Origin of the sequence: Pseudoalteromonas sp. K222D, assembly GCF_017653575.1 — a bacterium.
Lineage (GTDB): Bacteria > Pseudomonadota > Gammaproteobacteria > Enterobacterales > Alteromonadaceae > Pseudoalteromonas > Pseudoalteromonas nigrifaciens.
The window spans coordinates 1-22,224 of record NZ_JAGGDL010000043.1 but is presented as its reverse complement, the minus strand read 5'-3'; the positions used below and the strand labels follow the sequence as shown (position 1 = coordinate 22,224).

At 40.6% G+C, this 22,224-nt stretch carries 22 protein-coding genes; 6 read left to right on the top strand and 16 right to left on the bottom strand.

Going from position 1 to position 22,224, the window contains the following annotated elements; translation table 11 throughout:
- Window positions 1-61 precede the first annotated feature (61 nt).
- Window positions 62-2,002, bottom strand: a complete 1,941-nt coding sequence (acs, locus tag J5X91_RS15665; protein WP_011327395.1) for an acetate--CoA ligase — start codon at window positions 2,000-2,002, stop codon at window positions 62-64.
- Window positions 2,003-2,415: 413 nt separating this feature from the next.
- On the opposite strand from acs, the gene J5X91_RS15660 reads away from it, so the two are divergent.
- Together J5X91_RS15660 and J5X91_RS15655 are read left to right on the top strand one after the other, a co-directional pair.
- Window positions 2,416-3,612, top strand: coding sequence for a DcaP family trimeric outer membrane transporter (locus J5X91_RS15660; RefSeq protein ID WP_208835199.1), 1,197 nt, complete (start codon window positions 2,416-2,418; stop codon window positions 3,610-3,612).
- A gap of 201 nt (window positions 3,613-3,813) precedes the next feature.
- Window positions 3,814-5,934, top strand: coding sequence for a TonB-dependent siderophore receptor (locus J5X91_RS15655; RefSeq protein WP_208835198.1), 2,121 nt, complete (start codon window positions 3,814-3,816; stop codon window positions 5,932-5,934).
- Window positions 5,935-6,020: 86 nt separating this feature from the next.
- Here the strand turns inward: J5X91_RS15655 and recA are convergent, their stop codons facing one another.
- Window positions 6,021-7,064 carry a recombinase RecA gene (gene recA / locus J5X91_RS15650; RefSeq protein WP_011327391.1) on the bottom strand — a complete coding sequence of 348 codons (1,044 nt, stop codon included), beginning with the start codon at window positions 7,062-7,064 and terminating at the stop codon, window positions 6,021-6,023.
- Window positions 7,065-7,131: 67 nt separating this feature from the next.
- Window positions 7,132-7,620, bottom strand: a complete 489-nt coding sequence (locus J5X91_RS15645; protein ID WP_041454352.1) for a nicotinamide-nucleotide amidohydrolase family protein — start codon at window positions 7,618-7,620, stop codon at window positions 7,132-7,134.
- A 21-nt stretch (window positions 7,621-7,641) separates the two neighbouring features.
- Between J5X91_RS15645 and mutS the strand changes: the two genes are divergently transcribed.
- Complete coding sequence (gene mutS, locus J5X91_RS15640; protein ID WP_208835197.1) at window positions 7,642-10,227, top strand: DNA mismatch repair protein MutS; 2,586 nt, start codon at window positions 7,642-7,644, stop codon at window positions 10,225-10,227.
- A gap of 71 nt (window positions 10,228-10,298) precedes the next feature.
- Here mutS and rpoS read toward each other — a convergent pair whose 3' ends face one another.
- The 11 genes from rpoS to J5X91_RS15585 form a co-directional block, all read right to left on the bottom strand.
- On the bottom strand, window positions 10,299-11,273 hold the full coding sequence (gene rpoS, locus J5X91_RS15635) for an RNA polymerase sigma factor RpoS (protein ID WP_011327388.1): 975 nt from the start codon (window positions 11,271-11,273) through the stop codon (window positions 10,299-10,301).
- 38 nt (window positions 11,274-11,311) lie between these two features.
- Window positions 11,312-12,136, bottom strand: a complete 825-nt coding sequence (locus J5X91_RS15630) for a peptidoglycan DD-metalloendopeptidase family protein (RefSeq protein WP_208835196.1) — start codon at window positions 12,134-12,136, stop codon at window positions 11,312-11,314.
- A 41-nt stretch (window positions 12,137-12,177) separates the two neighbouring features.
- On the bottom strand, window positions 12,178-12,756 hold the full coding sequence (locus J5X91_RS15625; protein ID WP_041454351.1) for a YqaA family protein: 579 nt from the start codon (window positions 12,754-12,756) through the stop codon (window positions 12,178-12,180).
- A 9-nt stretch (window positions 12,757-12,765) separates the two neighbouring features.
- Window positions 12,766-13,404, bottom strand: coding sequence for a protein-L-isoaspartate(D-aspartate) O-methyltransferase (locus tag J5X91_RS15620; RefSeq protein ID WP_208835195.1), 639 nt, complete (start codon window positions 13,402-13,404; stop codon window positions 12,766-12,768).
- The gene (gene surE / locus J5X91_RS15615) at window positions 13,394-14,158 is read right to left on the bottom strand and encodes a 5'/3'-nucleotidase SurE (RefSeq protein ID WP_011327384.1); all 765 of its coding nucleotides are present in this window, start codon (window positions 14,156-14,158) and stop codon (window positions 13,394-13,396) included. Before surE ends, J5X91_RS15620 begins: the two co-directional genes overlap by 11 nt.
- Window positions 14,139-15,188 (bottom strand): tRNA pseudouridine(13) synthase TruD, encoded by a 1,050-nt coding sequence (locus J5X91_RS15610; RefSeq protein ID WP_011327383.1) that lies wholly within the window; start codon window positions 15,186-15,188, stop codon window positions 14,139-14,141. The genes surE and J5X91_RS15610 overlap by 20 nt, the downstream gene beginning before the upstream one ends.
- Window positions 15,185-15,682 carry a 2-C-methyl-D-erythritol 2,4-cyclodiphosphate synthase gene (ispF, locus tag J5X91_RS15605; RefSeq protein ID WP_011327382.1) on the bottom strand — a complete coding sequence of 166 codons (498 nt, stop codon included), beginning with the start codon at window positions 15,680-15,682 and terminating at the stop codon, window positions 15,185-15,187. The genes J5X91_RS15610 and ispF overlap by 4 nt, the downstream gene beginning before the upstream one ends.
- Window positions 15,679-16,380 carry a 2-C-methyl-D-erythritol 4-phosphate cytidylyltransferase gene (gene ispD, locus J5X91_RS15600; RefSeq protein WP_179808077.1) on the bottom strand — a complete coding sequence of 234 codons (702 nt, stop codon included), beginning with the start codon at window positions 16,378-16,380 and terminating at the stop codon, window positions 15,679-15,681. Before ispD ends, ispF begins: the two co-directional genes overlap by 4 nt.
- 1 nt (window position 16,381) lies before the next feature.
- Window positions 16,382-16,660: a cell division protein FtsB gene (ftsB, locus tag J5X91_RS15595; RefSeq protein WP_011327380.1), complete on the bottom strand. Its 279-nt coding sequence runs from the start codon at window positions 16,658-16,660 to the stop codon at window positions 16,382-16,384.
- A 48-nt stretch (window positions 16,661-16,708) separates the two neighbouring features.
- The gene (locus J5X91_RS15590; RefSeq protein WP_208835194.1) at window positions 16,709-17,341 is read right to left on the bottom strand and encodes a hypothetical protein; all 633 of its coding nucleotides are present in this window, start codon (window positions 17,339-17,341) and stop codon (window positions 16,709-16,711) included.
- Window positions 17,342-17,416: 75 nt separating this feature from the next.
- A complete protein-coding gene (locus tag J5X91_RS15585; RefSeq protein WP_058372700.1) occupies window positions 17,417-17,896 on the bottom strand; it encodes a DUF2947 domain-containing protein in 480 nt (159 codons plus the stop codon).
- Window positions 17,897-17,956: 60 nt separating this feature from the next.
- Between J5X91_RS15585 and J5X91_RS15580 the strand changes: the two genes are divergently transcribed.
- The 3 genes from J5X91_RS15580 (at window position 17,957) to J5X91_RS15570 (ending at window position 20,555) form a co-directional block, all read left to right on the top strand.
- Window positions 17,957-18,196, top strand: a complete 240-nt coding sequence (locus tag J5X91_RS15580) for a DUF1653 domain-containing protein (RefSeq protein WP_011327377.1) — start codon at window positions 17,957-17,959, stop codon at window positions 18,194-18,196.
- A 59-nt stretch (window positions 18,197-18,255) separates the two neighbouring features.
- Entirely contained in the window at window positions 18,256-19,101 is an 846-nt protein-coding gene (locus J5X91_RS15575; protein ID WP_011327376.1) for a MoxR family ATPase, read from the top strand.
- 266 nt (window positions 19,102-19,367) lie between these two features.
- Window positions 19,368-20,555, top strand: a complete 1,188-nt coding sequence (locus J5X91_RS15570) for a VWA domain-containing protein (protein ID WP_208835193.1) — start codon at window positions 19,368-19,370, stop codon at window positions 20,553-20,555.
- A gap of 62 nt (window positions 20,556-20,617) precedes the next feature.
- Here the strand turns inward: J5X91_RS15570 and J5X91_RS15565 are convergent, their stop codons facing one another.
- Complete coding sequence (locus J5X91_RS15565) at window positions 20,618-21,058, bottom strand: hypothetical protein (RefSeq protein WP_208835192.1); 441 nt, start codon at window positions 21,056-21,058, stop codon at window positions 20,618-20,620.
- A 451-nt stretch (window positions 21,059-21,509) separates the two neighbouring features.
- Window positions 21,510-22,169, bottom strand: coding sequence for a hypothetical protein (locus J5X91_RS15560; protein WP_208835191.1), 660 nt, complete (start codon window positions 22,167-22,169; stop codon window positions 21,510-21,512).
- Window positions 22,170-22,224 lie beyond the last annotated feature (55 nt).

Below are 22,224 nucleotides of genomic sequence, written 5' to 3'. Positions count from 1 at the left end.
GTAGAGCACAGCCGATATACTACGTTTAGAATCAACTTGTAATCAAGCTTTTAACGCGCATTTAACGATTTAATCGATTTTCAATTAACTCATCAACCACAGATGGATCGGCAAGTGTTGATGTATCACCTAGTTGTTCGTGCTCGTTGGCCGCAATTTTACGTAAAATTCGACGCATTATTTTACCAGAACGCGTTTTTGGTAACCCTGGTGACCACTGAATCATATCGGGTGACGCAATTGGGCTTAACTCTTTACGAACCCAGTTACGAATTTCTTTGGTTAACTCATCGCTTACCGTTATACCTTCGTTAGGGGTAATGTAAACATAAATACCTTGGCCTTTAATGTCATGCGGATAACCTACTACAGCGGCTTCAGCTACTGCTGGGTGTGCAACCAGTGCGCTTTCTATTTCAGCAGTGCCTAAACGATGCCCCGAAATATTAAGTACATCATCTACGCGACCAGTGATCCAATAATAACCATCTTCGTCACGACGACAGCCATCGCCACAAAAATACACACCTGGGTAGGTAGAAAAGTAAGTTTGTTCAAAACGTTCATGATCGCCATAAATAGTACGTGCTTGCGATGGCCAGCTATCTAAAATAACTAAGTTACCATCAGCTTCACCTTCAAGCGTATTACCCTCAGCGTCAAATATTGCCGGCGCAATACCAAAAAATGGACGCGTTGCAGAGCCTGGTTTTAAATCGGTAGCACCTGGTAATGGGGTGATCATAATGCCACCCGTTTCTGTTTGCCACCAGGTATCAACGATAGGGCAATTTGACTTACCTATTTGTTCGTAATACCAATTCCATGCTTCAGGGTTAATTGGCTCACCAACCGATCCTAAAATTCGTAAACTATTACGATGAGATGACGCTACAGGCTCATCGCCTTTTGCCATTAAGGCACGAATAGCGGTAGGCGCGGTATATAAAATAGTAACACCGTGTTTATCAACAACTTCGCCCATACGCCCTGCGGTTGGGTAAGTAGGTACACCTTCAAATACAACTTGGGTACAACCATTTACCAGCGGACCATAAGCAATATAACTGTGCCCGGTGATCCAACCTACATCGGCGCTACACCAAAAAACATCGTCCTCTTTTACATCAAATATATATTCGTGCGTCATCGATGCATAAACTAAATAACCACCCGTGGTATGCACCACTCCTTTTGGCTGACCTGTTGACCCTGAGGTGTATAAAATAAATAACGGGTCTTCAGCGTTCATTACCTCAGGCTCGCACACAGGCTCTTCGTCTGCTACTAAATCGTGCCACCATATATCATGGTCGTGCCAATCAACATCGCCACCGGTAAGTTGGTGCACAATAACATGCTCTATACTTGTTACAGACTCTTGCAACACAGCTTCGTCAACGTTTGCTTTAAGTGGCACGCAGTTACCAGCACGGCGTCCTTCGTCTGAAGTAATAACCACTTTTGCGCCCGAATCCTTAATACGATCGGCAATCGCAGAGGGTGAAAAACCACCAAATATAACTGAGTGAATAGCACCAATACGTGCACACCCTTGCATTGCATAAATAGCTTGTGGGCTCATTGGCATATAAATAGCGACGCGATCACCTTTTTGTACGCCCAGCTTTTTTAAACCATTAGCAAACTTTGCTACTTCATCATGTAACTTTTGATAAGTAATATGCTCACTTTGCGATGGGTTATCGCCCTCCCATATAAGCGCTACTTTATTGGCTTTTGTTTTTAAGTGGCGGTCAATACAGTTATACGATGCATTAAGGTAGCCATCTTCATACCACTTAATATTTATGTGGCCTTTATCAAAGGTGGTGTTTTTTACTTTAGAATAAGGAGTAAACCAATCAAGGCGCTTACCGTGTTCAGCCCAAAAACTTTGTGGATCATCAATCGAGTGTTTATACATTTTATTATATTTATCGTTATCGACGAGAGCTGTGTTTTTAATATGCGTAGGAACTGGATAGATATTTTTTGACATCTTGGTCTCCATTTAAATTACTTGCCTTAGGCTTTTCTCAAGGATTACTCAGCAATGCGCTATTAAGTATTAGACCTTAGTTGTAAAGCTATTCTAATTACTAATTTGTTGTTTATAATCGCTGCGCTATTTATTACTTTTACATAAATAATACATGATGTTAAATGTAAGTAAATAATCACATTATAATCATTACACCTTAGTCTTATAGACTAATAGATGATTGAGTAAATAGTGTACATATTTAAAAGTGTTTCACCTAAGTATTATAATATTTGCATTAATTAGCTTTAATTTTTATTTAACGAATAAAAAATCTTTAAATTAACTTTTATTCGTAAGTAATACTCACGCTATTAATACACTCTAAATAAAAAGCAATAATCAACACGTAGCCTATAAAGGACGCAACAATGAAATTTACCCCATTAAAAACACTTGCAGCAAGTGCTGTACTATGTGCACTTTCAAGCACAGCTTATGCAGCCACTGCAGCAAAAGTTGGAGATACTGAATTTACTTACGGCGGATACATTAAATTAGATGCTATGTGGAGTGACTATTCTGCAGGCGCACCAGCGGGCACTGACGTGGGTCGTGACTTTTATGTACCGAGCACAGTGACTGTAGGCCCAGACAATAGCTCTGACGCTGTATTTGATATGCATGCCCGTGAATCTCGTTTTAACTTTGGTACAGCTACATTACTTGATAATGGCAAAACCATTAACACCAAAATTGAAATCGACTTTTTAGCTTCTGCCCCTGGTGGTAACGAGCGTGTATCTAACTCTTACGCTCCACGTGTACGTCATGCATTTATTAGCTACGATGGCTGGTTATTTGGCCAAACATGGTCTAACTTTCAAAACGTTGGCGCACTACCTGAAGCACTTGATTTTATAGGCCCAGCAGAGGGCACAGTGTTTGTACGCCAAACTCAAGTTAAATACACTACTGGCGCATGGTCTTTCTCATTAGAAAATCCAGAAAGTACCATTACTACAGGTTTTACTACAAACCCACAGGGTATTAAAAGTTCATCAATGGCTGTAACCGACGATGCTTCACTTCCTGACTTTACTGCACGTTATACCCATAAAGCTGACTGGGGTAATTTAGTAGTTGCTGCACTTGCCCGTCAACTTACTTATAAAGTAGGTGCTATTGATGCCGATGAAACATCATTTGGTGTTAGTGCATCGGGTATGGTTAAACTAGGCGAAGACAACTTTAAGTTTATGCTTACACAAGGTAAAGGCTTAGGCCGTTATGTTGGTGTTAATGTAGCCCATGGTGCAGTACTCAATGGCGATGATTTAGATGCTATTGATTCAACTTCTGGCTTTGTAGCGTATCAGCATAAGTGGAACAGCCAATGGCGTTCAACTTTCTTATATTCATTTTTCAGTGCTGATAACAACACAGACTTACTCGCCCTTACAGGCGATCCAACTAAATCAAGCCAAAGCTACAGTGCTAATATTTTATACTCACCAGTTAAACGCTTAACTTTTGGTGCTGAGTTTAAGCATGCCGAGCGCGAGCTTGAAAGCGGTAACGATGGCGATATGGACCGTTTACAATTCTCGGTTAAGTATGCATTTTAAGCGTACATAGTTTACTTCCTTGAGCGGCTTTGGCCGCTTTTTTTTGTTAATTAATTTATAAGTCTCATCTGTTTTATCAACTTCATCACTCTTTATTAATCCCGATAGTACAAATTGTTATAAAAACCAATAACGCAATTGCAAATCAATATCATTTAGATTAAGTTAAGCGCTTTATTTTTGAACCTTTTGGAAAACACCATGTCGTCCTCTAAAGTTTTGCGTTTATCTAAACTAAGCCTTATTACCTCTTTAATTTTATCTGGGCATGCATTTGCAAAAAACGATAAAAGCGAGCAGCAAATTGAAAAGATTGCTGTGTATGGTCAACATCATAAAAACTATATTACCGAAGAAGCACAATCGGCAACCAAACTAGGTTTAACCATAAAAGAAACTCCGCAGTCTATTTCAGTTGTTTCTCGCGCTTTAATGGATGATTTTTCACTCGATGATATAAACGCAGTGCTAGAAAGCACGCCGGGTGTAACGGTAGAGCAAATAGAAACCGATCGTACTTATTTTAAAGCCCGTGGCTTTGATATTACAAATTTTCAAGTTAATGGTTTAGGTATTCCACAAAGCTCGGGATCAATTCAAGGCAGCCTTGATACCTCAATTTACGACCGTGTAGAAATAGTTCGTGGCGCGAACGGTTTAATGACAGGTACAGGTAACCCTTCTGCTACTGTAAATATGGTGCTAAAAAAACCAACTTACACAACCCAAGCTAATGCATCTGTTTCGTACGGTTCATGGAATAAAAAACGCTTAGATTTAGATGTATCAACGCCTATTAATGAAGAGCATGCTGTTAGAGCTGTATTTACCAAACAAAAAGCCGACTCATATCTAGATCGCTACGAAACAGATAAAACCGTTATTTATTTAGCCTACGAGGGAAAGTTAACCAATAACACCCTGCTAAGTGTTAACTACGTTAATCAACAAAAAGATGCCGATAGCCCACTTTGGGGTGCACTACCACTTTATTATACCGATGGCACACCAACAGACTATGACGAATCAACTAGCACTGCGGCTGACTGGTCTTACTGGGATAACAGTGCCGAGCAAGTATATGTAACGCTTGAACAAAATTTATCAGCAACATGGGTGGCTAAAGCGCGTTACGCTCATGTTGAAAACGAGCAAGACTCTGAATTATTTTATGTATACGGTACCCCTGATAAAGACACCGAACTTGGCTTAATCGGTTACGCAAGCCGTTATGATTATAGCGATAAGCACGATTTATTTGATCTATATGCGAGTGGTAAATTTGATTTATTTGGCCAAGAGCACGACTTGTCGTTGGGTGTTAGCCAAGCAAAAATGGATTACACCGAGCAATCTCTTTACGATTACACCACAGGGAATGGTTTTCCGGCAATGCCGTCACTTAAAACGTGGGATGGCGTAATACCACAAGCAACACTTACAGATAGTGTAAATGGTAGCAATATAACTAATGAGCAAAAATCTGCTTATATTTCTACTCGTATCAAATTAAGCGAACCTTTAAGTCTACTAGCTGGCGTGCGTTACACTGATTGGAAAACAACAGGCACAGCTTATGGCGTTGCGCAAACACAAAGTGACTCACAGCTAATACCCTACATTGGCACTGTGTATGACTTTAACGAGTCTTTATCGGCTTATGCAAGCTACACAGAAACATTTGTGCCGCAAAAGGAGCTTGATATAAATGCCAACCAACTTGCACCTATTACAGGTAAAAGTAGCGAACTAGGTGTTAAAGCCCAGCTTTTAGACGAGCAAGTTTTTGTAACACTTGCTTACTTTGATACAAAACAAGATGGCCTTGCTATAGCTGTACCTAACTCATTACCCGACGATACTCGTTACTACGCAGCGGATGGTATTAACAGTAATGGTTTTGAAGTAGAGCTAAGCGGTAAGTTTACAGATGACTTGAGTGCAAGCATTAGCTTTAGTAATTTAAGCATTGATGGCGATGACACAGTAAAAGATTACACCCCTGAGAATCAACTCAAGGTTGCTGCAATCTATCAAGTTCCTTTCATTGATGGTTTATCGTTTGGTGCAAATTATCGCTGGCAAGATTCAACAAGCCGAGTCCAAGTCAGAGATGCTAACAAAATCGCAAGCGTGATTACAAAGCAAAATGCCTACGGATTACTTGATTTAATGGCAACTTATAAATTGAGTGAAAATATAGGCGTTACTTTTAATATTAATAACACCACAGGTGAAAAATACTTACACAGCTTATATTGGGCTCAAGGTTACTATGGTGCACCGCGTAACTACGCTCTATCTGTAAATTGGCAGTTGTAAATTTAAACCAAAAAAAAGCGCTAACCATTACTGGTTAGCGCTGCTTTAAAGCTCGGGTCAAATCAAGCTTAAATATTTAATACTGCTTAAAGGTCAGCTTCATCGCCTAACTTATCTTCACCATCGTCTGGTTCAATAGTTGCTTTAAGTAAAAGCATTTCGCGTAACTTGCCTTCAATTTCGTCTGCGATTTCTGGGTTTTCTTTTAAAAACTTAATTGAATTAGACTTACCTTGGCCAACTTTATTACCACAGTAACTGTACCAAGCACCTGCTTTTTCAACAATTTTGTGCTTCACACCTAAGTCAATTAGCTCGCCTTGTTTAGAAATACCTTCACCATACATAATGATAAATTCGGCTTGCTTAAATGGCGGTGCTACTTTGTTTTTAACAATTTTAACCCGGGTTTCGTTACCAACAACCTCGTCGCCTTCTTTTACCGAACCAATACGACGAATATCAATACGTACCGATGCGTAAAACTTAAGTGCGTTACCACCCGTTGTTGTTTCTGGGTTACCAAACATTACACCAATTTTCATACGGATTTGGTTAATGAAAATACATAAGGTGTTCGAGCGTTTAATATTACCTGTTAGCTTACGTAATGCTTGCGACATTAAACGTGCTTGTAAGCCCATGTGCGAATCGCCCATGTCGCCTTCAATTTCAGCTTTTGGTGTAAGTGCTGCAACAGAGTCAATAATAACTACGTCAACCGCGCTTGAGCGTACTAGCATGTCACAAATTTCGAGTGCTTGTTCGCCAGTATCTGGTTGCGATACAAAAAGCTCATCTATGTTTACACCAAGCTTTTGTGCATAAACTGGATCAAGAGCATGCTCAGCATCAATAAAGGCACATGTTTTGCCTTCTTTTTGTGCTTCAGCGATAACTTGCAAAGTAAGCGTTGTTTTACCAGACGACTCAGGACCATATACTTCTACAATACGCCCCATAGGTAAGCCACCTATGCCTAAGGCAATATCGATACCTAATGAGCCTGTAGATACAGATTCAATGTTTAACGCTTTGTTATCACCCAATTTCATAATTGAGCCTTTACCAAATTGACGTTCAATTTGTGATAAAGCCGCGTCCAACGCTTTTTGTTTGTTATCGTTCATTTTACTCTCCAAATCCAGCTAATGCGACAAGTATACTGTATGAAATCACAGTATCAAGTTAATTTTATTATTTTATCTGCTCTATTATAGTTTTTAAAGAAAATACAATAGCTTGCAGTCTAACCTGTGCTCTATCGCCGGTAAATACTTGTTTAAATACCAGCTGCTTGTCGTTAATGTGTAGTCCAAACCATACTAAGCCTACCGGCTTATCTGGGGTTGCTCCTCCTGGGCCTGCAATACCCGATACAGTAATCGCAATATCGGCATTAGTTGCTGCAATTGCGCCTAAAGCCATCTCACGCACCGTTTGCTCGCTTACCGCCCCATATTGCGTTAATGTGGCGGCACTTACATTTAGTAAATCTTGCTTTGCTTGGTTACTGTAAGTTACAAATGCACGGTCAATATAGGCAGAGCTTCCAGGGGTGTCGGTAAGTGCATAACTTACCCCGCCACCAGTACATGACTCAGCAGTAGTGATCCATAAGCATTTATCCGTTAAAATAGCGCCTAATTGCGCAGCAAGTGTTTTAATCTCTTGATGTAATTCCATATTCAGCCTTTGGGTAAATACATGTCGTTTGATCTTTATGCTCCACACACTATAAAACAACAAACCCCTATGATGCAGCAGTATCTAAAAATAAAATCAGAGCATCGCGATATTTTATTGTTTTATCGGATGGGGGATTTTTATGAACTCTTTTTTGATGACGCAAAACGCGCCGCTCAATTACTCGATATTTCGCAAACTCAGCGCGGTAAAGCCGGTGGCGATCCTATTCCTATGGCCGGTGTACCTTATCATGCCGTAGAAAACTATTTAGCCCGTTTAGTGCAAATGGGCGAATCTGTTGCTATTTGCGAACAAGTAGGCGATCCGGCTACCAGTAAAGGGCCTGTTGATCGCAAAGTGGTGCGTATTGTCACCCCAGGTACTATTTCTGATGAAGCCCTACTGCAAGAGCGCCAAGACAACTTACTTACCAGCGTATGGCAGAGTAAAAATGGTACTTATGGCATTGCTTATCTTGATATTAACTCGGGTCGTTTTAACGTTGTAGAAGTTAGTACCGACGAGGCATTTACTTCAACTATTCAACGCCTCGCCCCTGCAGAATTACTGTATAGCGAAAGCTTCGAAAATGTTCATTTAATTGAGCACATTAAAGGCGCGCGTCGCCGCCCTGAGTGGGAATTTGATTTAGACACCGCCCAGCATTTATTGTGTGAGCAATTTGGTACAAAAGATTTAGTCGGCTTTGGCGTTGATAAAGCCCACTGCGCCTTAGTTGCCGCAGGTTGTTTAATGCAATACGTTAAAGACACTCAACGTATTGCATTACCCCATATTCGTGCCATTACTCTTGAACACAACGAGCATGCCGTTATTTTAGATGCTGCTACTCGTAAAAATTTAGAGCTGACCGTTAATTTATCGGGTGGATTTGAAAACACGCTAGCGCAAGTACTTGATAAAACAGCAACCCCTATGGGATCTCGTTTACTTAAGCGCCGTATTCATACCCCAGTGCGTAATAAAGACGAGCTAAACTCGCGGTTAAACACTATTAGCGCAATTTTAGATGTACAGCTTTGTGGTGAGCTACACGAATCATTAAGAGAAATTGGCGACGTAGAACGTGTTATTGCCCGCCTTGCTTTGTGCACTGCTCGTCCTCGCGATTTAACTCGTTTGCGCAGCGCCTTACAAGCACTTGCACCGCTGCATACTTTATTAAACGATGCCAGCGATCCGCGCATTGCCAGCATTATTAAGCAATCGCCTGAGCTACCTGATTTACAAGCGCTATTAGAGCGTGCAGTAATCGAAAACCCGCCGGTACTTATTCGCGACGGTGGTGTAATTGCCCCTGGTTATAACAGCGAGCTTGATGAATGGCGTAACTTAAGCAAAGGCGCAACCGATGTGCTTGATCAGTTAGAGTTACGAGAGCGTGCACGTACAGGGATCAGTACCCTTAAAATTGGTTATAACCGAGTACACGGCTTTTTTATTGAAGTTAGTCGCGCCAATGCGCATTTAGTGCCTGCCGATTATATTCGCCGCCAAACACTTAAAAATAATGAACGCTATATTATTCCTGAGCTAAAAGAGCACGAAGACAAAGTACTTGGCAGCCAGTCAAAAGCATTAGCGCTCGAAAAGCAGCTTTACGAAGAGCTATTTAGATTTATTGCGCCACATATTGAGCAATTACAAACAATGGCAGCCGCCCTTGCCGACTTAGATGTGCTAAATAACTTAGCAGAGCGTGCACTTACACTTAACTACGCTAAGCCGATACTTTGCGATAACGACAACATAAGCATTAAACAAGGTCGTCATCCTGTGGTTGAGCAAGTAATGAAAGAACCCTTTATTGCCAACCCAGTAGAGCTAAATGCACAACGTAAAATGTTAATAATTACCGGTCCAAACATGGGTGGTAAATCAACCTATATGCGCCAAACTGCACTTATAGTGCTAATGGCTCATATTGGCAGTTACGTACCCGCAGACAGCGCTAAAATAGGCAATATTGACCGTATATTTACTCGCATTGGCGCAAGTGACGATCTCGCCTCAGGGCGTTCTACCTTTATGGTAGAAATGACCGAAACCGCCACGATTTTAAATAATGCCACAGCGCAATCTTTGGTATTAATGGATGAAATTGGCCGCGGAACAAGCACTTACGATGGACTCTCGCTTGCGTATGCTACTGCCGATCATTTAGCGTCAAAAATATCAGCAAAAACCTTGTTTGCCACCCACTACTTTGAGCTAACCGAGCTTGCAGAGCAAACGCCTGGGCTGGTAAATGTGCACCTTGATGCCATAGAGCATAACGACACTATTGCCTTTATGCACACGGTACTTGATGGCGCAGCAAGTAAAAGCTTTGGCTTACAAGTTGCTGCACTTGCTGGCGTACCTAAGTCTGTAATAAATCAGGCAAAACAAAAGCTTAAACTACTCGAAAATCACCAAAGTGTCACCGCGCCTAATATTGAGCAGCAAGCATTTACCTTTAACAATCAAGCCCAACAAATTAGCCCTTCTGAAGTAGAATTGCAGTTAACGGCTATCGATCCTGATAATCTATCACCGCGACAAGCTCACGATTTACTCTATAAATTAAAAGCACTTCTTTAATTTACAAACAAAAAAAGCTGAAGAATAAAACCTTCAGCTTTTTTACACATAACATGGTACTTTATTAAAACTTACGCAAAGTGCTCAAATAAACTCTCTGTGCTTAAGCCTTCTTGTTGCAAAATATCTTTTAAACGACGTAATGCTTCTACCTGAATTTGTCTAACGCGTTCACGGGTTAATCCTATTTCACGGCCAACATCTTCAAGCGTTGATGGCTCATAGCCTAATAAACCAAAGCGACGGGCTAACACCTCACGCTGCTTTGGGTTTAGCTCTCCTAACCAGTCAACAATGTGTTTATTCATATCGTTATTTTGTACTTCGCCCTCAGGACCAACATTGTTGTCATCGGCAATAATATCGAGCAAAGCGGTATCGTTTTCGCCGCCGATCGGCATATCAACCGAGGCTATTTTTTCATTCAAGCGCAGCATTTTGGTGACATCTTCAACCGGCTTATCTAAACAAGCTGCTATTTCTTCGGCGGTTGGTTCATGATCTAATTTTTGAGTTAGCTCGCGCGCGGTACGTAAATATACGTTAAGTTCTTTTACTACATGTATTGGCAAGCGAATAGTGCGCGTTTGATTCATAATGGCGCGTTCTATCGTTTGGCGTATCCACCATGTTGCATAAGTAGAAAATCGAAAGCCACGCTCAGGATCAAACTTCTCTACGGCGCGAATTAAGCCTAAGTTACCCTCTTCAATTAAATCAAGTAACGCTAAACCTCGGTTGTTATAACGACGAGCAATTTTTACTACAAGGCGCAAGTTACTTTCAATCATGCGCTTGCGAGACGCTTCGCACCCTTTTAAAGATTTACGAGAAAAAAACACCTCTTCCTCAGCGCTTAACAACGGAGAAAAACCAATTTCACCTAAATAAAGCTGAGTAGCATCTAAATTTTTAGTGACTTCTTCTTTGACAAAAACGTCATCATCCACAGCTTCAAGCAGCGGTGTTGAATCATCATCAACAGCAGTTTCATCTAATTTATTATCTACGAGGGTGTTTTTATCAACTTTTGCTGCATCAGCCATAAGACTTCTCCTGAGCAAGTTATCAATATCTTTAAAAATTAGGGAAGGTACTTAGCAGGATTTACAGCTTGCCCTCGGTAGCGAATTTCAAAACGAAGTGCCGTTACCGCAGATTCTGTATTTCCTATCTCTGCTATTTTCTGTCCAGCCTTAACTTCCTGTTTTTCTTTAACAAGTAGTTTCGAGTTGTGTGCATAAGCACTCAAGTAGTCGTCATTATGTTTTAAAATAATTAAACTACCATAACCTCGAAGCGCATTACCCGCATAAACCACTGTTCCTTGTGCGGCGGCTAAAACGGCAGCCCCTTTTTTATTAGCAATCTGTAAGCCTTTGTAGCCATTTTCCTTGTTCGAAAAGCGTTGTGTTATTTTGCCTTTTGCTGGCCAAAACCACTGCACTTTACTACTCGACAAATGCTTAGAGTTACTAATTTTTTTATTGGCTTGTTTCTGAACATACCCTCGTTGTTTAGGCTTATCAAGCTCTTTCTTTGATTTATTGTTATTTTTTTGTGAAGTTTTTGAGGCTTTTTTAATAGGAGGAGTATATTTTTTTGTCTTTTTGTATTTTTTTGCTATGGCAGAAAAAGAAATACTCTGCCCGGGGAATATTGTGTAAGGTGCTGGTATTGAATTATTTTTTGCTAAGGTTCTAACATCTTGGCCTGCACTAAATGCTATAGAATAAAGTGTATCGCCTTTTTGAACAGTATATTTATCGCCATTAATGTTAATTTTTCTGCCGTAATTATTAACATCATTATTTAAACTACTGACAGGCGCCGGAACATGGCTAGACGAGCAAGCAAAGAGCAAAATACTAATAAATAAAGCAACATAACATTTTATTTGTTTATTCACTGTATTTAGCTCCTTATGTTAATAACATTATTTTATAGTGCTTAACGTAATAAAATGTATGCAACTGCAATTAAAAGCACAACTGCCCATCCAAGCACTTCAATGTATTGACGTAATTTTTGCTCCATTTTAACACCGCCCCACTTCATCAGTGCAGCAACTAAAAAGAACCGAGCGCCTCGCCCTACTGCAGACGCAATTAAAAACGGCAAAAATGCCATTTGTAATACCCCTGCGCCTATAGTAAATACTTTATAAGGAATAGGCGAAAAACCGGCTATAAATACCACCCACACGCCATAGTTTTTAAACCAATCAAGTGCAATATCAAATTTATCTTGCCAGTGCATTTGTACTATAAGTGGCTCAACAACCGGTTCAAATAACCAAAAGCCAAGTAAATAACCTACTATGCCACCAACAACAGACGCTATAGTGGCAAAACTTGCAAACCGCCATGCTTTTTTAGGCTGAGCAAGCGACATTGGTGCCAGCATTACATCAGGAGGGACAGGAAAAAACACAGACTCTGCAAAGCTCATTGCAGCTAAATAACGCTCAGCATGACGGTGCTTAGCCCACACTAGAGCCATATCGTATAACTTAGTAAACAACTTCAAAATGAATTCCTATTCAATATCACCAGCGACTAGCGGTACAAATCTAACCGGCGCAATTACGTGTTCTGTGTAGTTATTGCCATTGCGAATAACCATAGTTAATTTTTGCTCTTGCTCGCCAATTGGGGCAAGTAACACACCACCATCAGCTAATTGAACTAATAGATCTTGCGGGATTTTAGCCGCGGCTGCGGTGACTATAATGCCGTTAAACGGCGCTTGCGACTCCCAACCTTGCCAGCCATCGCCATGTTTCATTGCCACATTATATAAATCGAGCTGATGTAAACGACGCTTAGCTTGCCACTGCAATGCTTTAATACGCTCTACTGAGTAAACCTTGGTAAATATTTTAGCTAGTATTGCCGTTTGATAACCCGATCCCGTGCCTATTTCTAGCACCTTGTCGCGCACACCAGCTAAGTGCAACAGTTCGGTCATACGCGCCACAATATAAGGCTGCGAAATAGTTTGCCCTTGGCCTATTGGTAACGCAGTATTTTGATACGCTTTATGTTGCAGCACGTCACCCACAAATATATGTCGTGGTATTTGTGCAATCGCATCTAGTACTTGCGTATCCTCAACACCTTCACGCTGTAATAGCGCTGATAGCGCCTTGGCGCTGCGGGTATAATTAGCCAGCACGGTTTATCTCCAAATCAGCTAACCACTCCCCTACCGCTTTAATGCTCTCGTTAGCGGTCATATCAACACTCAGTGGGGTAACCGAGGCATAGCCATTATTAATTGCATGAAAATCGGTACCTTCACCTGCATCACTTTCTGTCCCTAAAGATCCGTACCAGTAAATATCTCGACCCCAAGGATCGGTTTGCTTGGTCATGGTTTCGGCTTTATGGCGCGCACCCAAACGCGTTACCTGCACGCCTTTTAATTCGCTTAGAGGAATGTCGGGTACATTAATATTTATAATTTGATCTTTTGGTAGCGGATGCGACGCTAAACCTTTAATAATACTTATAGTTACCGCTGCCGCCGTTTCAAAATGCTCGCCGTGGTGCGAACACAAAGACACCGCAATAGCAGGCAAACCTAAATGGCGTCCTTCGGTTGCTGCAGCTACCGTGCCTGAGTACAAAGTGTCGTCACCTAAATTAGCGCCGTGGTTTATACCTGCGACCACTAAATCGGGCATTTCATCAACAAGCTGGTTAACGCCTAAATGCACACAGTCAGTAGGTGTACCATTAACCGATATAAAGCCATTTTCAAGCTTTGTAGCACGCAGTGGGTTAAGCAAAGTTAACGAGTTACTTGCACCACTGCAGTTTCGGTCGGGGGCAACTAAAGTGACCTCGGCAATTTGCATTAATGCTTGATATAACACCGCAATACCTTTAGCGCCTACACCATCGTCGTTACTTAATAGGATCTTCATCTTTGCTGTCCTTTTCTTTTCGCTCGCGTGGGCTTGCGTCTGTGTAATCCACCAGCTCACGTAATAATGCCGTAGCAAAACAGCCTTTTGGTAAACCAAAACTTAACTTCAAAGTGCTTTCATCTATGGTTTCTACGCTAAAATCTTGCGGGATTAAACGCAGCATTCTGCGCTCATTTTTTAGCCCTAACTCGCCTAAACCATCGCACCAAGACTGATAAGGCCCAAGCCATACTTTTTCTTGTTCGGTGAGCCCTTTTTCGCTTTTACCTACCATAGGTGCCGACATCATAATATCGCCAGAGGCTAAGCGGGCAATATTTTCATCGCTAATAGCGTCTTCAAAAAAGGCGTTACTGCCGCTGAGCATAAATACTTCACGGTGCATGGTTTTAGCTAAACCATGCTCCTTTACTCGTAAACTTACGAGTTGATTAAATACATGCGAGCGCGCTGCAGAAATAATAATACCGCGTAATTTTTTATCGCGAATACGCTCACCTGCAAACATTTTTTCAGCCATTACCAGGTTATGGCCATCACGGCCAAAGCGTTGCTCGCCAAAATAGTTAGGCACGCCACTGCGTACCGCATTAATACGGCACAAAATATCCAGAGGATCGGTAACATTGCGCAGCGTAATAGTAAATTTATTACCTTTATGACAGCCCGTTCTCAGTTTACGTTCGTGGCGTTGCTGCGATACAACAAACACGCTTTCGCTGTTTAAATCACTAAAATCAATCGGTTTTTTAATGGGTACTTTTACACTAAACCACTGCGAACACACTCCGTGGCGATCTTTCATCCCGGCATAACTTACATCGCGTGGTGATACCCCAGCTCGCTGCGCAATTAACTTTGCTACGTACTGGGTGTTTTCGCCTTTTTTTACTACTTGCAAACATACATGCTCGCCGCTACCGGTAAACTCAATGCCTAAGTCTTCATCTACCATAAAGTCTTCGGCTGTGGTTTTAAAGTCAGCTTTTGATAACGGTGCGCCGTATAAATAATTTAAATCGCTCATGCGTTTGTTTTACTCATTGACTCTTTGTTCATAATTACCACTGCATGGCTCGAAATACCTTCTTTTCGCCCTTCAAAACCGAGCTTTTCGGTGGTTGTAGCTTTAACATTTATTTGCGATAGTTCGCAGTTTAAATCACTTGCAAGGTTGCTACGCATAGCTTGAATATGAGGCAACATTTTTGGCGCTTGTGCCACTATAGTTACATCTCCATTGCCCAATACATAACCTTGCTCTTTAGCTAAGCTCACCACATGACGCAGTAATATTCGGCTGTCGATATTTTCATATTCACTGGCCGTATCTGGAAAGTGTTTACCAATGTCGCCCATTGCAAGCGCGCCTAAAATAGCATCGCACAGAGCATGAATAGCAACATCGCCGTCGGAGTGCGCTAAAAAACCTTGCGGATAATCAATCTTTTCGCCGCCGATAGTTAATGGGCCAACACCGCCAAATTTATGCACGTCAAAACCATGACCAATTCGTATCATAATGCATTCTCGTTTTGTTGTTTTTGAAGTAAAAAACCAGCCAAGTCTAAATCCTCAGGAGTGGTTATTTTAATATTATCGCTACGCCCTGGTATTAATTTTACTGGCTTGTTAGCCCATTCAATGGCGCTTGCTTCGTCGGTAATAACTGCGCCGCTTGCCAGTGCATTTTGCAGCGCATTTTTAAGATCTTCGTATTTAAAAAACTGCGGAGTAAGGGCTTGCCATAAATCATCTCGGGGTACGGTTTGCTCAGCATAAATATGGCCACGTTTTATAGTGTCTTTTACTTTACTGGCTAAAATTCCGCCTTCATCGGCGCTTATACACTCATTTATAAGTGTATTTATGTCGTCAATAGTAACTAGCGGGCGGGCAGCATCGTGCACAAGTACCCAGTCAGGCGGGTTGGCGGCTAAAAAAAGCAAACTATTTAAAACGGAATCTGCACGCTCTTTACCGCCACAAGTACGCACAATGCGCGCATCAATCACTGGCAATTGCTCAAAGTAAGGATCGTTTTCATTTAGGGCTACAACAATTGTATTAAGCTGCGCTAAAGCAGATAATTTTGTGAGCGTATGCTCTAAAATAGTTTTACCTGCTAATTTAATATACTGTTTAGGTGCATTATGTTTCATTCTGCTACCAACCCCGGCAGCAGGTATAATGGCAGCTATAGTTGGTTTATTTGTCATATTATTGTTGAGCTGGTAAAACACGTATAAATGTTTCGCCCGCTTTAATCATTCCTAATTCGTTACGTGCGCGCTCTTCTATGCCTTCATGGCCAAGCTTTAAATCTTCTATATCGGCGGTTAATACTTTATTGCGTTTAATCAATTTTTCGTTAGTTTGTAAATGAGATGCAACCGCACTTTTTAAACGTGTGTAGTCTTGTACGCCATTATGGCCAAACCACAATCTATACTGCACAAACAGTGCTAAACATAACAAGCCAACCTGAAAAAACCGCATTTAACACTCCTTATTTAAAATTCAAATAAACTTATTTAATTAACCAAGTTACGTTTTTAATCGTTTTACATTGCGCCAATTTATACTTCCTGCCAGTAGCATTTCGCGCAGCGATAAAACCCGTGGCAAACAACGCTTTGAAAACTGCCATTGGTGCCCGCAACACGCCGCGGTTAATGACACTTTACTCGGCGTTAATAATTGCGCGTTTGGCAGCTCAAGTCCCTGCCCCGAAAACGCAAACCAACCTAGCTCATTACAATGCACTTTATTGTCGCTTACTTGGTCTAGGCTGTCTATTCTAACGCGAATTTGCTCATCACTACGCACTAAAATAGGGATTATTAACCCGACTTTGGCATTATGTTGATAAAAAAGTTCATTTGCTTGAATGTTAATCTCTGGTGGGGTCGGTTTTTGCTTTGCAAGCCAAGAGCCATTTTGCGAATCTAGTTTAAAAGGCGAGCTTGTATTAGCAACTAATGTGGCAGCACGTTCAATGTAATAAGGTAGACTTTTTAATTGGCGACGCAGCCTATCGCTATTAGGCTCAGCGACTAAACGCTGAACCTCACGTTGATAAAATGCATTACACAATTGTGCATATAACACTTTTTTTGCATCGGCTTGCCACATTTCAACTTGTTGTGGCGCGCCAACAGGCTCATTTTTTGCTGCCAATTGCCGTACTCAAAAACACTTAGGTAAATGTTTTATAACACAGTACTGCATAATTTTTAAGCGCCGAGTGCTAAATTAAGCGCTTGGCTTTTCACCTAATTTAGCTATGCCCGACTCTAAAAACTGCACTACAGTATTGCGTTTTTTACCTATGAGTAAACTGCCGTCGGCTAAAAACATAAAGTTTTGCCAGTTGCGTTTAAACACATCAAAGGTGGTTTCAATAATATTGTCGCGTGCCATGCAAAAATAAACAGTGGTATTAGCTTGCCAATCTAAGTGCGCTAAAATAGCTTCGGGAAGTTGTTCATCGCCGTTTTCCCATGCGCTTTCCCAGTTTACTTCTTGGCTATAACTTTCATCTTGACCACACCAATCTGTTTTATCAAAAAAATCAGGGTGATCAAACTCACGGCTCACCATAGTTGTCCACAGTACAGCTGCGCGCTCAAGGCTCATAGGTTTAATGTTTGCAGCATCGTCGGCTGAAACAGGCATGTCTTTATGGCGAAAAACCCATGCTTTTTTGTAATCATCTAGCGTAATATAGTTCATAGTATTGGCAAATTAGTTAGCATTAAAAGTGCAGAAACAAATTATACAAGAGATCAAAACATGACTACAGCAATAAAACCAATTTCCCTCAAATCAGGCATATACCAACACTACAAAGGGGCACAGTACAAAGTGCTTTATGTAGCCACTCACAGCGAAACCAGTGAGCAACTGGTAATTTACCAAGCGCTATACGGTGAGTTTGGTATATGGGCACGCCCTTTAGAAATGTTTAGCGAAACAGTTGAAAAAGACGGCAAAACTATTCCTCGGTTTAGCTACCTTGGTGAAGCCGGTTAACTATGGCATGATAGGATTATAAAAACTCATCTGACCTGTGACGAAAAGAAGGTAATAAAGTGCAATTTAATTCAACCGACAATTACATCGCCAGCTCTGCGCTTAAGCAAGCTGTAAACGCGGCTATTATGCTCGAAAAGCCACTTTTAATTAAAGGTGAGCCGGGGACAGGTAAAACCATGCTAGCTGAAGAGCTGGCAAAAAGTTTAGATACCGAACTTATTCAGTGGCACATTAAATCGACCACCAAAGCGCAGCAAGGTTTGTATGAATACGATGCGGTTTCGCGCCTGCGCGACAGCCAGCTGGGCGACGAGCGCGTACACAATATTAGTAACTACATAGTCAAAGGCAAACTGTGGCAAGCATTTACTTACGCCGACCAACACGGTAAACGCCCTGTATTATTAATAGATGAAATAGACAAAGCCGATATTGAGTTTCCAAACGATCTACTGTTAGAGCTCGATAAAATGGAATTTCATGTTTACGAAACCAGCGAGCGAGTAGTAGCAAAAGAGCGCCCTATTGTGATCATCACCTCTAATAACGAAAAAGAGCTGCCCGACGCATTTTTACGCCGCTGCTTTTTTCATTACATTGATTTTCCATCTGCCGATGAAATGCAGCAAATTATTGACGTGCACTACCCTAACGTTAAGCAAGATTTAGTACGCCAAGCACTCGAAGTGTTTTTTAACCTACGCGAAGCAAACGGTCTTAAAAAGAAGCCATCTACCAGCGAATTACTCGACTGGTTAAAGCTCCTTATGGCAGAAGATATAGACGCAAAAACACTCCACGACAAAGCTAAAAAAGGCGGTTTAATGCCAATGTTTGGCGCATTACTTAAAAATGAGCAAGACATAAGCCTAATCGAAAAACTCGCGTTTATGAGCCGCTAGGGCCTGTTGACCTTTCAGGATTAAAATTTGTTCTAACTAAGGACGATTTAATCGTGGCGCGAGGTTTGTAACCTAGTGGGCTAAGTAAAAGCCGAGCAACAAAGAGTTAATCGTCCCTAGGACGAACCTTCAGGCAGCGCGTGTTTGGTATTTATGCTGCGTTATCGCCTATTTATGGGGAATAACCACACTACATAGGCTCTGCCTTGCCTAAATACCAAACACACTGCTGCAAATTTAACCTCGAAAGATAAACAGGCCCTAACATGTTAATACAGTTTTTTTTCACGCTGCGTAAATACCGTTTACCGGTAAGCCTACGCGAGTTGCTTGATTTAATTAACGCCTTAAAAAAGGGTGTTATATTTGCCGACGTAGACGCCTTTTACCATTTAGCACGCACCATAATGGTAAAAGACGAAACCCACTTTGACCGCTTCGACAAAGCCTTTAGCGACTACTTTAGTGGTATTGCCGACCTTGATTTGCTCGAGAGCTTAAAGCAACAGCACAACTTACCAGAAGATTGGCTGCGTAAAGAGTTTGAAAAAAACCTTAGCGATGAAGAAAAAGCCCAACTAAAAGCCATGGGTGGCCTCGACGAGCTAATGAAAACCCTAAAAGAGCGCTTAGAAGAGCAACAAAAACGCCACGCAGGCGGTAATAAATGGGTTGGCACCGGCGGCACCTCACCTTTTGGTGCTTATGGTTATAACCCCGAAGGAGTACGCATAGGCCAAGACGGCAACCGTAACCGCCAAGCAGTAAAAGTGTGGGATAAACGCGAATATCGCAATTTAGACTCCGACCGTGAAATTGGCTCGCGTACTATTAAACTTGCCCTTAAAAAACTGCGTAAATTTGCCCGCACTGGCGCCAGCGACACGCTAGATTTAAACGAGACCATTCGCGCTACCGCAAAACAAGGCGGCATGCTTGACGTAAAAATGGCACCAGAGCGCCACAATGCAGTAAAAGTACTCATGCTGTTTGATATTGGCGGCTCAATGGATGACTACATTCATACCTGCGAAGAATTATTTAGCGCCGCCCATGGCGAATTTAAACACTTAGAGTTTTACTACTTTCATAACTGCCTATACGAAAATGTTTGGCAAGACAACCAGCGCCGCCACTCAAACGTAATAGACACCATGACGCTAATTAATAAGTTTACCAGCGACTACAAAGTAATATTTGTAGGCGATGCCACTATGGGCCCGTACGAAATAGCCTACCCCGGCGGCTCGGTAGAGCACTACAACGAAGAACCCGGCAGTGTATGGTTACAACGTGTCACAAATCACTTTGATAAAGTGGCTTGGCTCAACCCACAACCGGTTGAACACTGGCCGTACTATCAATCAATAGGTTTTATTAAAGAGCTGATGAACAACCGCATGTATGCGCTGAGTTTAGATGGAATAAGTAGAGCGATAAAAGAGCTGAGTTAAAATAAATTAGCAACTACTTCTAAATCTATAGTGCTTAGAAGTAGTTGAGCTATATGATTTTGTTATAAACATTCGTTTTCTGAGTAATAATTTACCAGATTATTAGATAGTATATCCCAGTTAAAACCTTTCCCACTATTTACGGTAAGTGGTTTTAAAATACTAAAATCTAATAAACATGATTTAATGCCATTTCCATACACTCCATAAATCGAGCTTTCTAGTATTTGAACGTTTTGTTCGGATTTAAAAAATACCCTTGCTAAAAGTTCAAATGAAAATGTTTTTATTACTTCTGAATTAGAATTTTTGAAAATTTTATAAAACGAATGCCCCATAGATTCCAGTATATTATCGTAGCTTTGAGTGCTTTTGCTTTCAAAAATATGTTCAAATACTTTAATTTGGCTATTTAATATCTCAAATATGAAATAGCCAGCTCTGCTTTCGAATTCACAATTTTTTTGAACCCTCGCTGCATTTTCGTTAGAGAGTTCAATCAATTGCTCTACAATTTTTGTTAGTACCCAGCTAGGATGTCGAGAAGAAAATGATTGTTCTTTTTTGCTTACTTCAACTGAAGAATGGAATACGCAGTCTATATAAAAATTTAATCGTGTTTGCTTTATAAATGAGTCATTTGGTATGTACTCATGTGCCTCAACAAGTTGATTTTTGTTATTTAAAATATACGTTTTTACTATACTTTCTAGCCTATCAAAAAACTTAGATTTATCAATAAAACCAGCATTTCCAATAGACTCATCTAATAAAGGAGAAAATCCAAGAATATTTTCATAAAAATAGTAATCTTCAAAGAAAGTCTCTAACTCATGTTTAAAGTGTGAAGAACTTATTAATATTTCAATATCCTCTTCTGAAAAGTCATTTCCAGTAAGTGAAATGAGTTCGAATGCAACTCTAGGATTATTTTTCAGGATATGAGCTTTAACTCTAGAGGTGAAAAATTCTTTTTTTCAGTACTTCAATTAATTTTTCTTGCCTGCTGCTTAATCTACTAAGTTGCTCAAATTTAGTTAAGGGAACTATAAGAAAGTGGTACTTGAAAAAGTTTTTGGCACTCAATGACTCTTGTTTAAGCTGCTCATTGGTGAGGGCAATTAATGGTTCGTTAAAGTAGTTTGATATATCTTGATTTAATAACTTTACCCTTAGTGATTTAAATAAAGTTTCCTTAATCAAATAACGTTTCAAAGTACAAAGATTTCTATTTAATAAGGAGTCAATGAGGCTCATCTTTTGTTCGTATTTAATATCATTTGAAATTGCATCAATAAGGTGAGGTATCTGGTTTTCTCTGATTGATTTAGCTAAAATCAATTTAAAGATATACCCCAGAAAAAGAATCGAAATAAGCAGTAAAGCACTTTCTTGATCAAAGCCTTTTATCCATTTTAAAGGTATTATTATTCCCCAAGCAGAAAAAACATCATAAAGCAGGAAATAAGTAGAAAACGAACAAAATAATAGAAAAATGGAACACGTAACTTTTGATTTAAGATTAAGTGATAATTCTAATTTTTTATCTTCAGGTAATAAGGTGATTATTGCAGCTAGCACCGCGAATAAAGGTAAGCGCGTAATTAGCCCCACATACCAATGTTAATGGCACCTATGCATAATTTACTCAGCATATTAACCTGAGGTA

Coding starts and splice junctions, on each gene's coding strand:
- acs (WP_011327395.1), bottom strand. CDS start 2,002: ATGTCAAAAAATATCTATCCAGTTCCTACGCATATTAAAAACACAGCT.
- J5X91_RS15660 (WP_208835199.1), top strand. CDS start 2,416: ATGAAATTTACCCCATTAAAAACACTTGCAGCAAGTGCTGTACTATGT.
- J5X91_RS15655 (WP_208835198.1), top strand. CDS start 3,814: ATGTCGTCCTCTAAAGTTTTGCGTTTATCTAAACTAAGCCTTATTACC.
- recA (WP_011327391.1), bottom strand. CDS start 7,064: ATGAACGATAACAAACAAAAAGCGTTGGACGCGGCTTTATCACAAATT.
- J5X91_RS15645 (WP_041454352.1), bottom strand. CDS start 7,620: ATGGAATTACATCAAGAGATTAAAACACTTGCTGCGCAATTAGGCGCT.
- mutS (WP_208835197.1), top strand. CDS start 7,642: ATGTCGTTTGATCTTTATGCTCCACACACTATAAAACAACAAACCCCT.
- rpoS (WP_011327388.1), bottom strand. CDS start 11,273: ATGGCTGATGCAGCAAAAGTTGATAAAAACACCCTCGTAGATAATAAA.
- surE (WP_011327384.1), bottom strand. CDS start 14,158: ATGAAGATCCTATTAAGTAACGACGATGGTGTAGGCGCTAAAGGTATT.
- J5X91_RS15610 (WP_011327383.1), bottom strand. CDS start 15,188: ATGAGCGATTTAAATTATTTATACGGCGCACCGTTATCAAAAGCTGAC.
- ispF (WP_011327382.1), bottom strand. CDS start 15,682: ATGATACGAATTGGTCATGGTTTTGACGTGCATAAATTTGGCGGTGTT.
- ispD (WP_179808077.1), bottom strand. CDS start 16,380: ATGACAAATAAACCAACTATAGCTGCCATTATACCTGCTGCCGGGGTT.
- ftsB (WP_011327380.1), bottom strand. CDS start 16,660: ATGCGGTTTTTTCAGGTTGGCTTGTTATGTTTAGCACTGTTTGTGCAG.
- J5X91_RS15585 (WP_058372700.1), bottom strand. CDS start 17,896: ATGAACTATATTACGCTAGATGATTACAAAAAAGCATGGGTTTTTCGC.
- J5X91_RS15580 (WP_011327377.1), top strand. CDS start 17,957: ATGACTACAGCAATAAAACCAATTTCCCTCAAATCAGGCATATACCAA.
- J5X91_RS15570 (WP_208835193.1), top strand. CDS start 19,368: ATGTTAATACAGTTTTTTTTCACGCTGCGTAAATACCGTTTACCGGTA.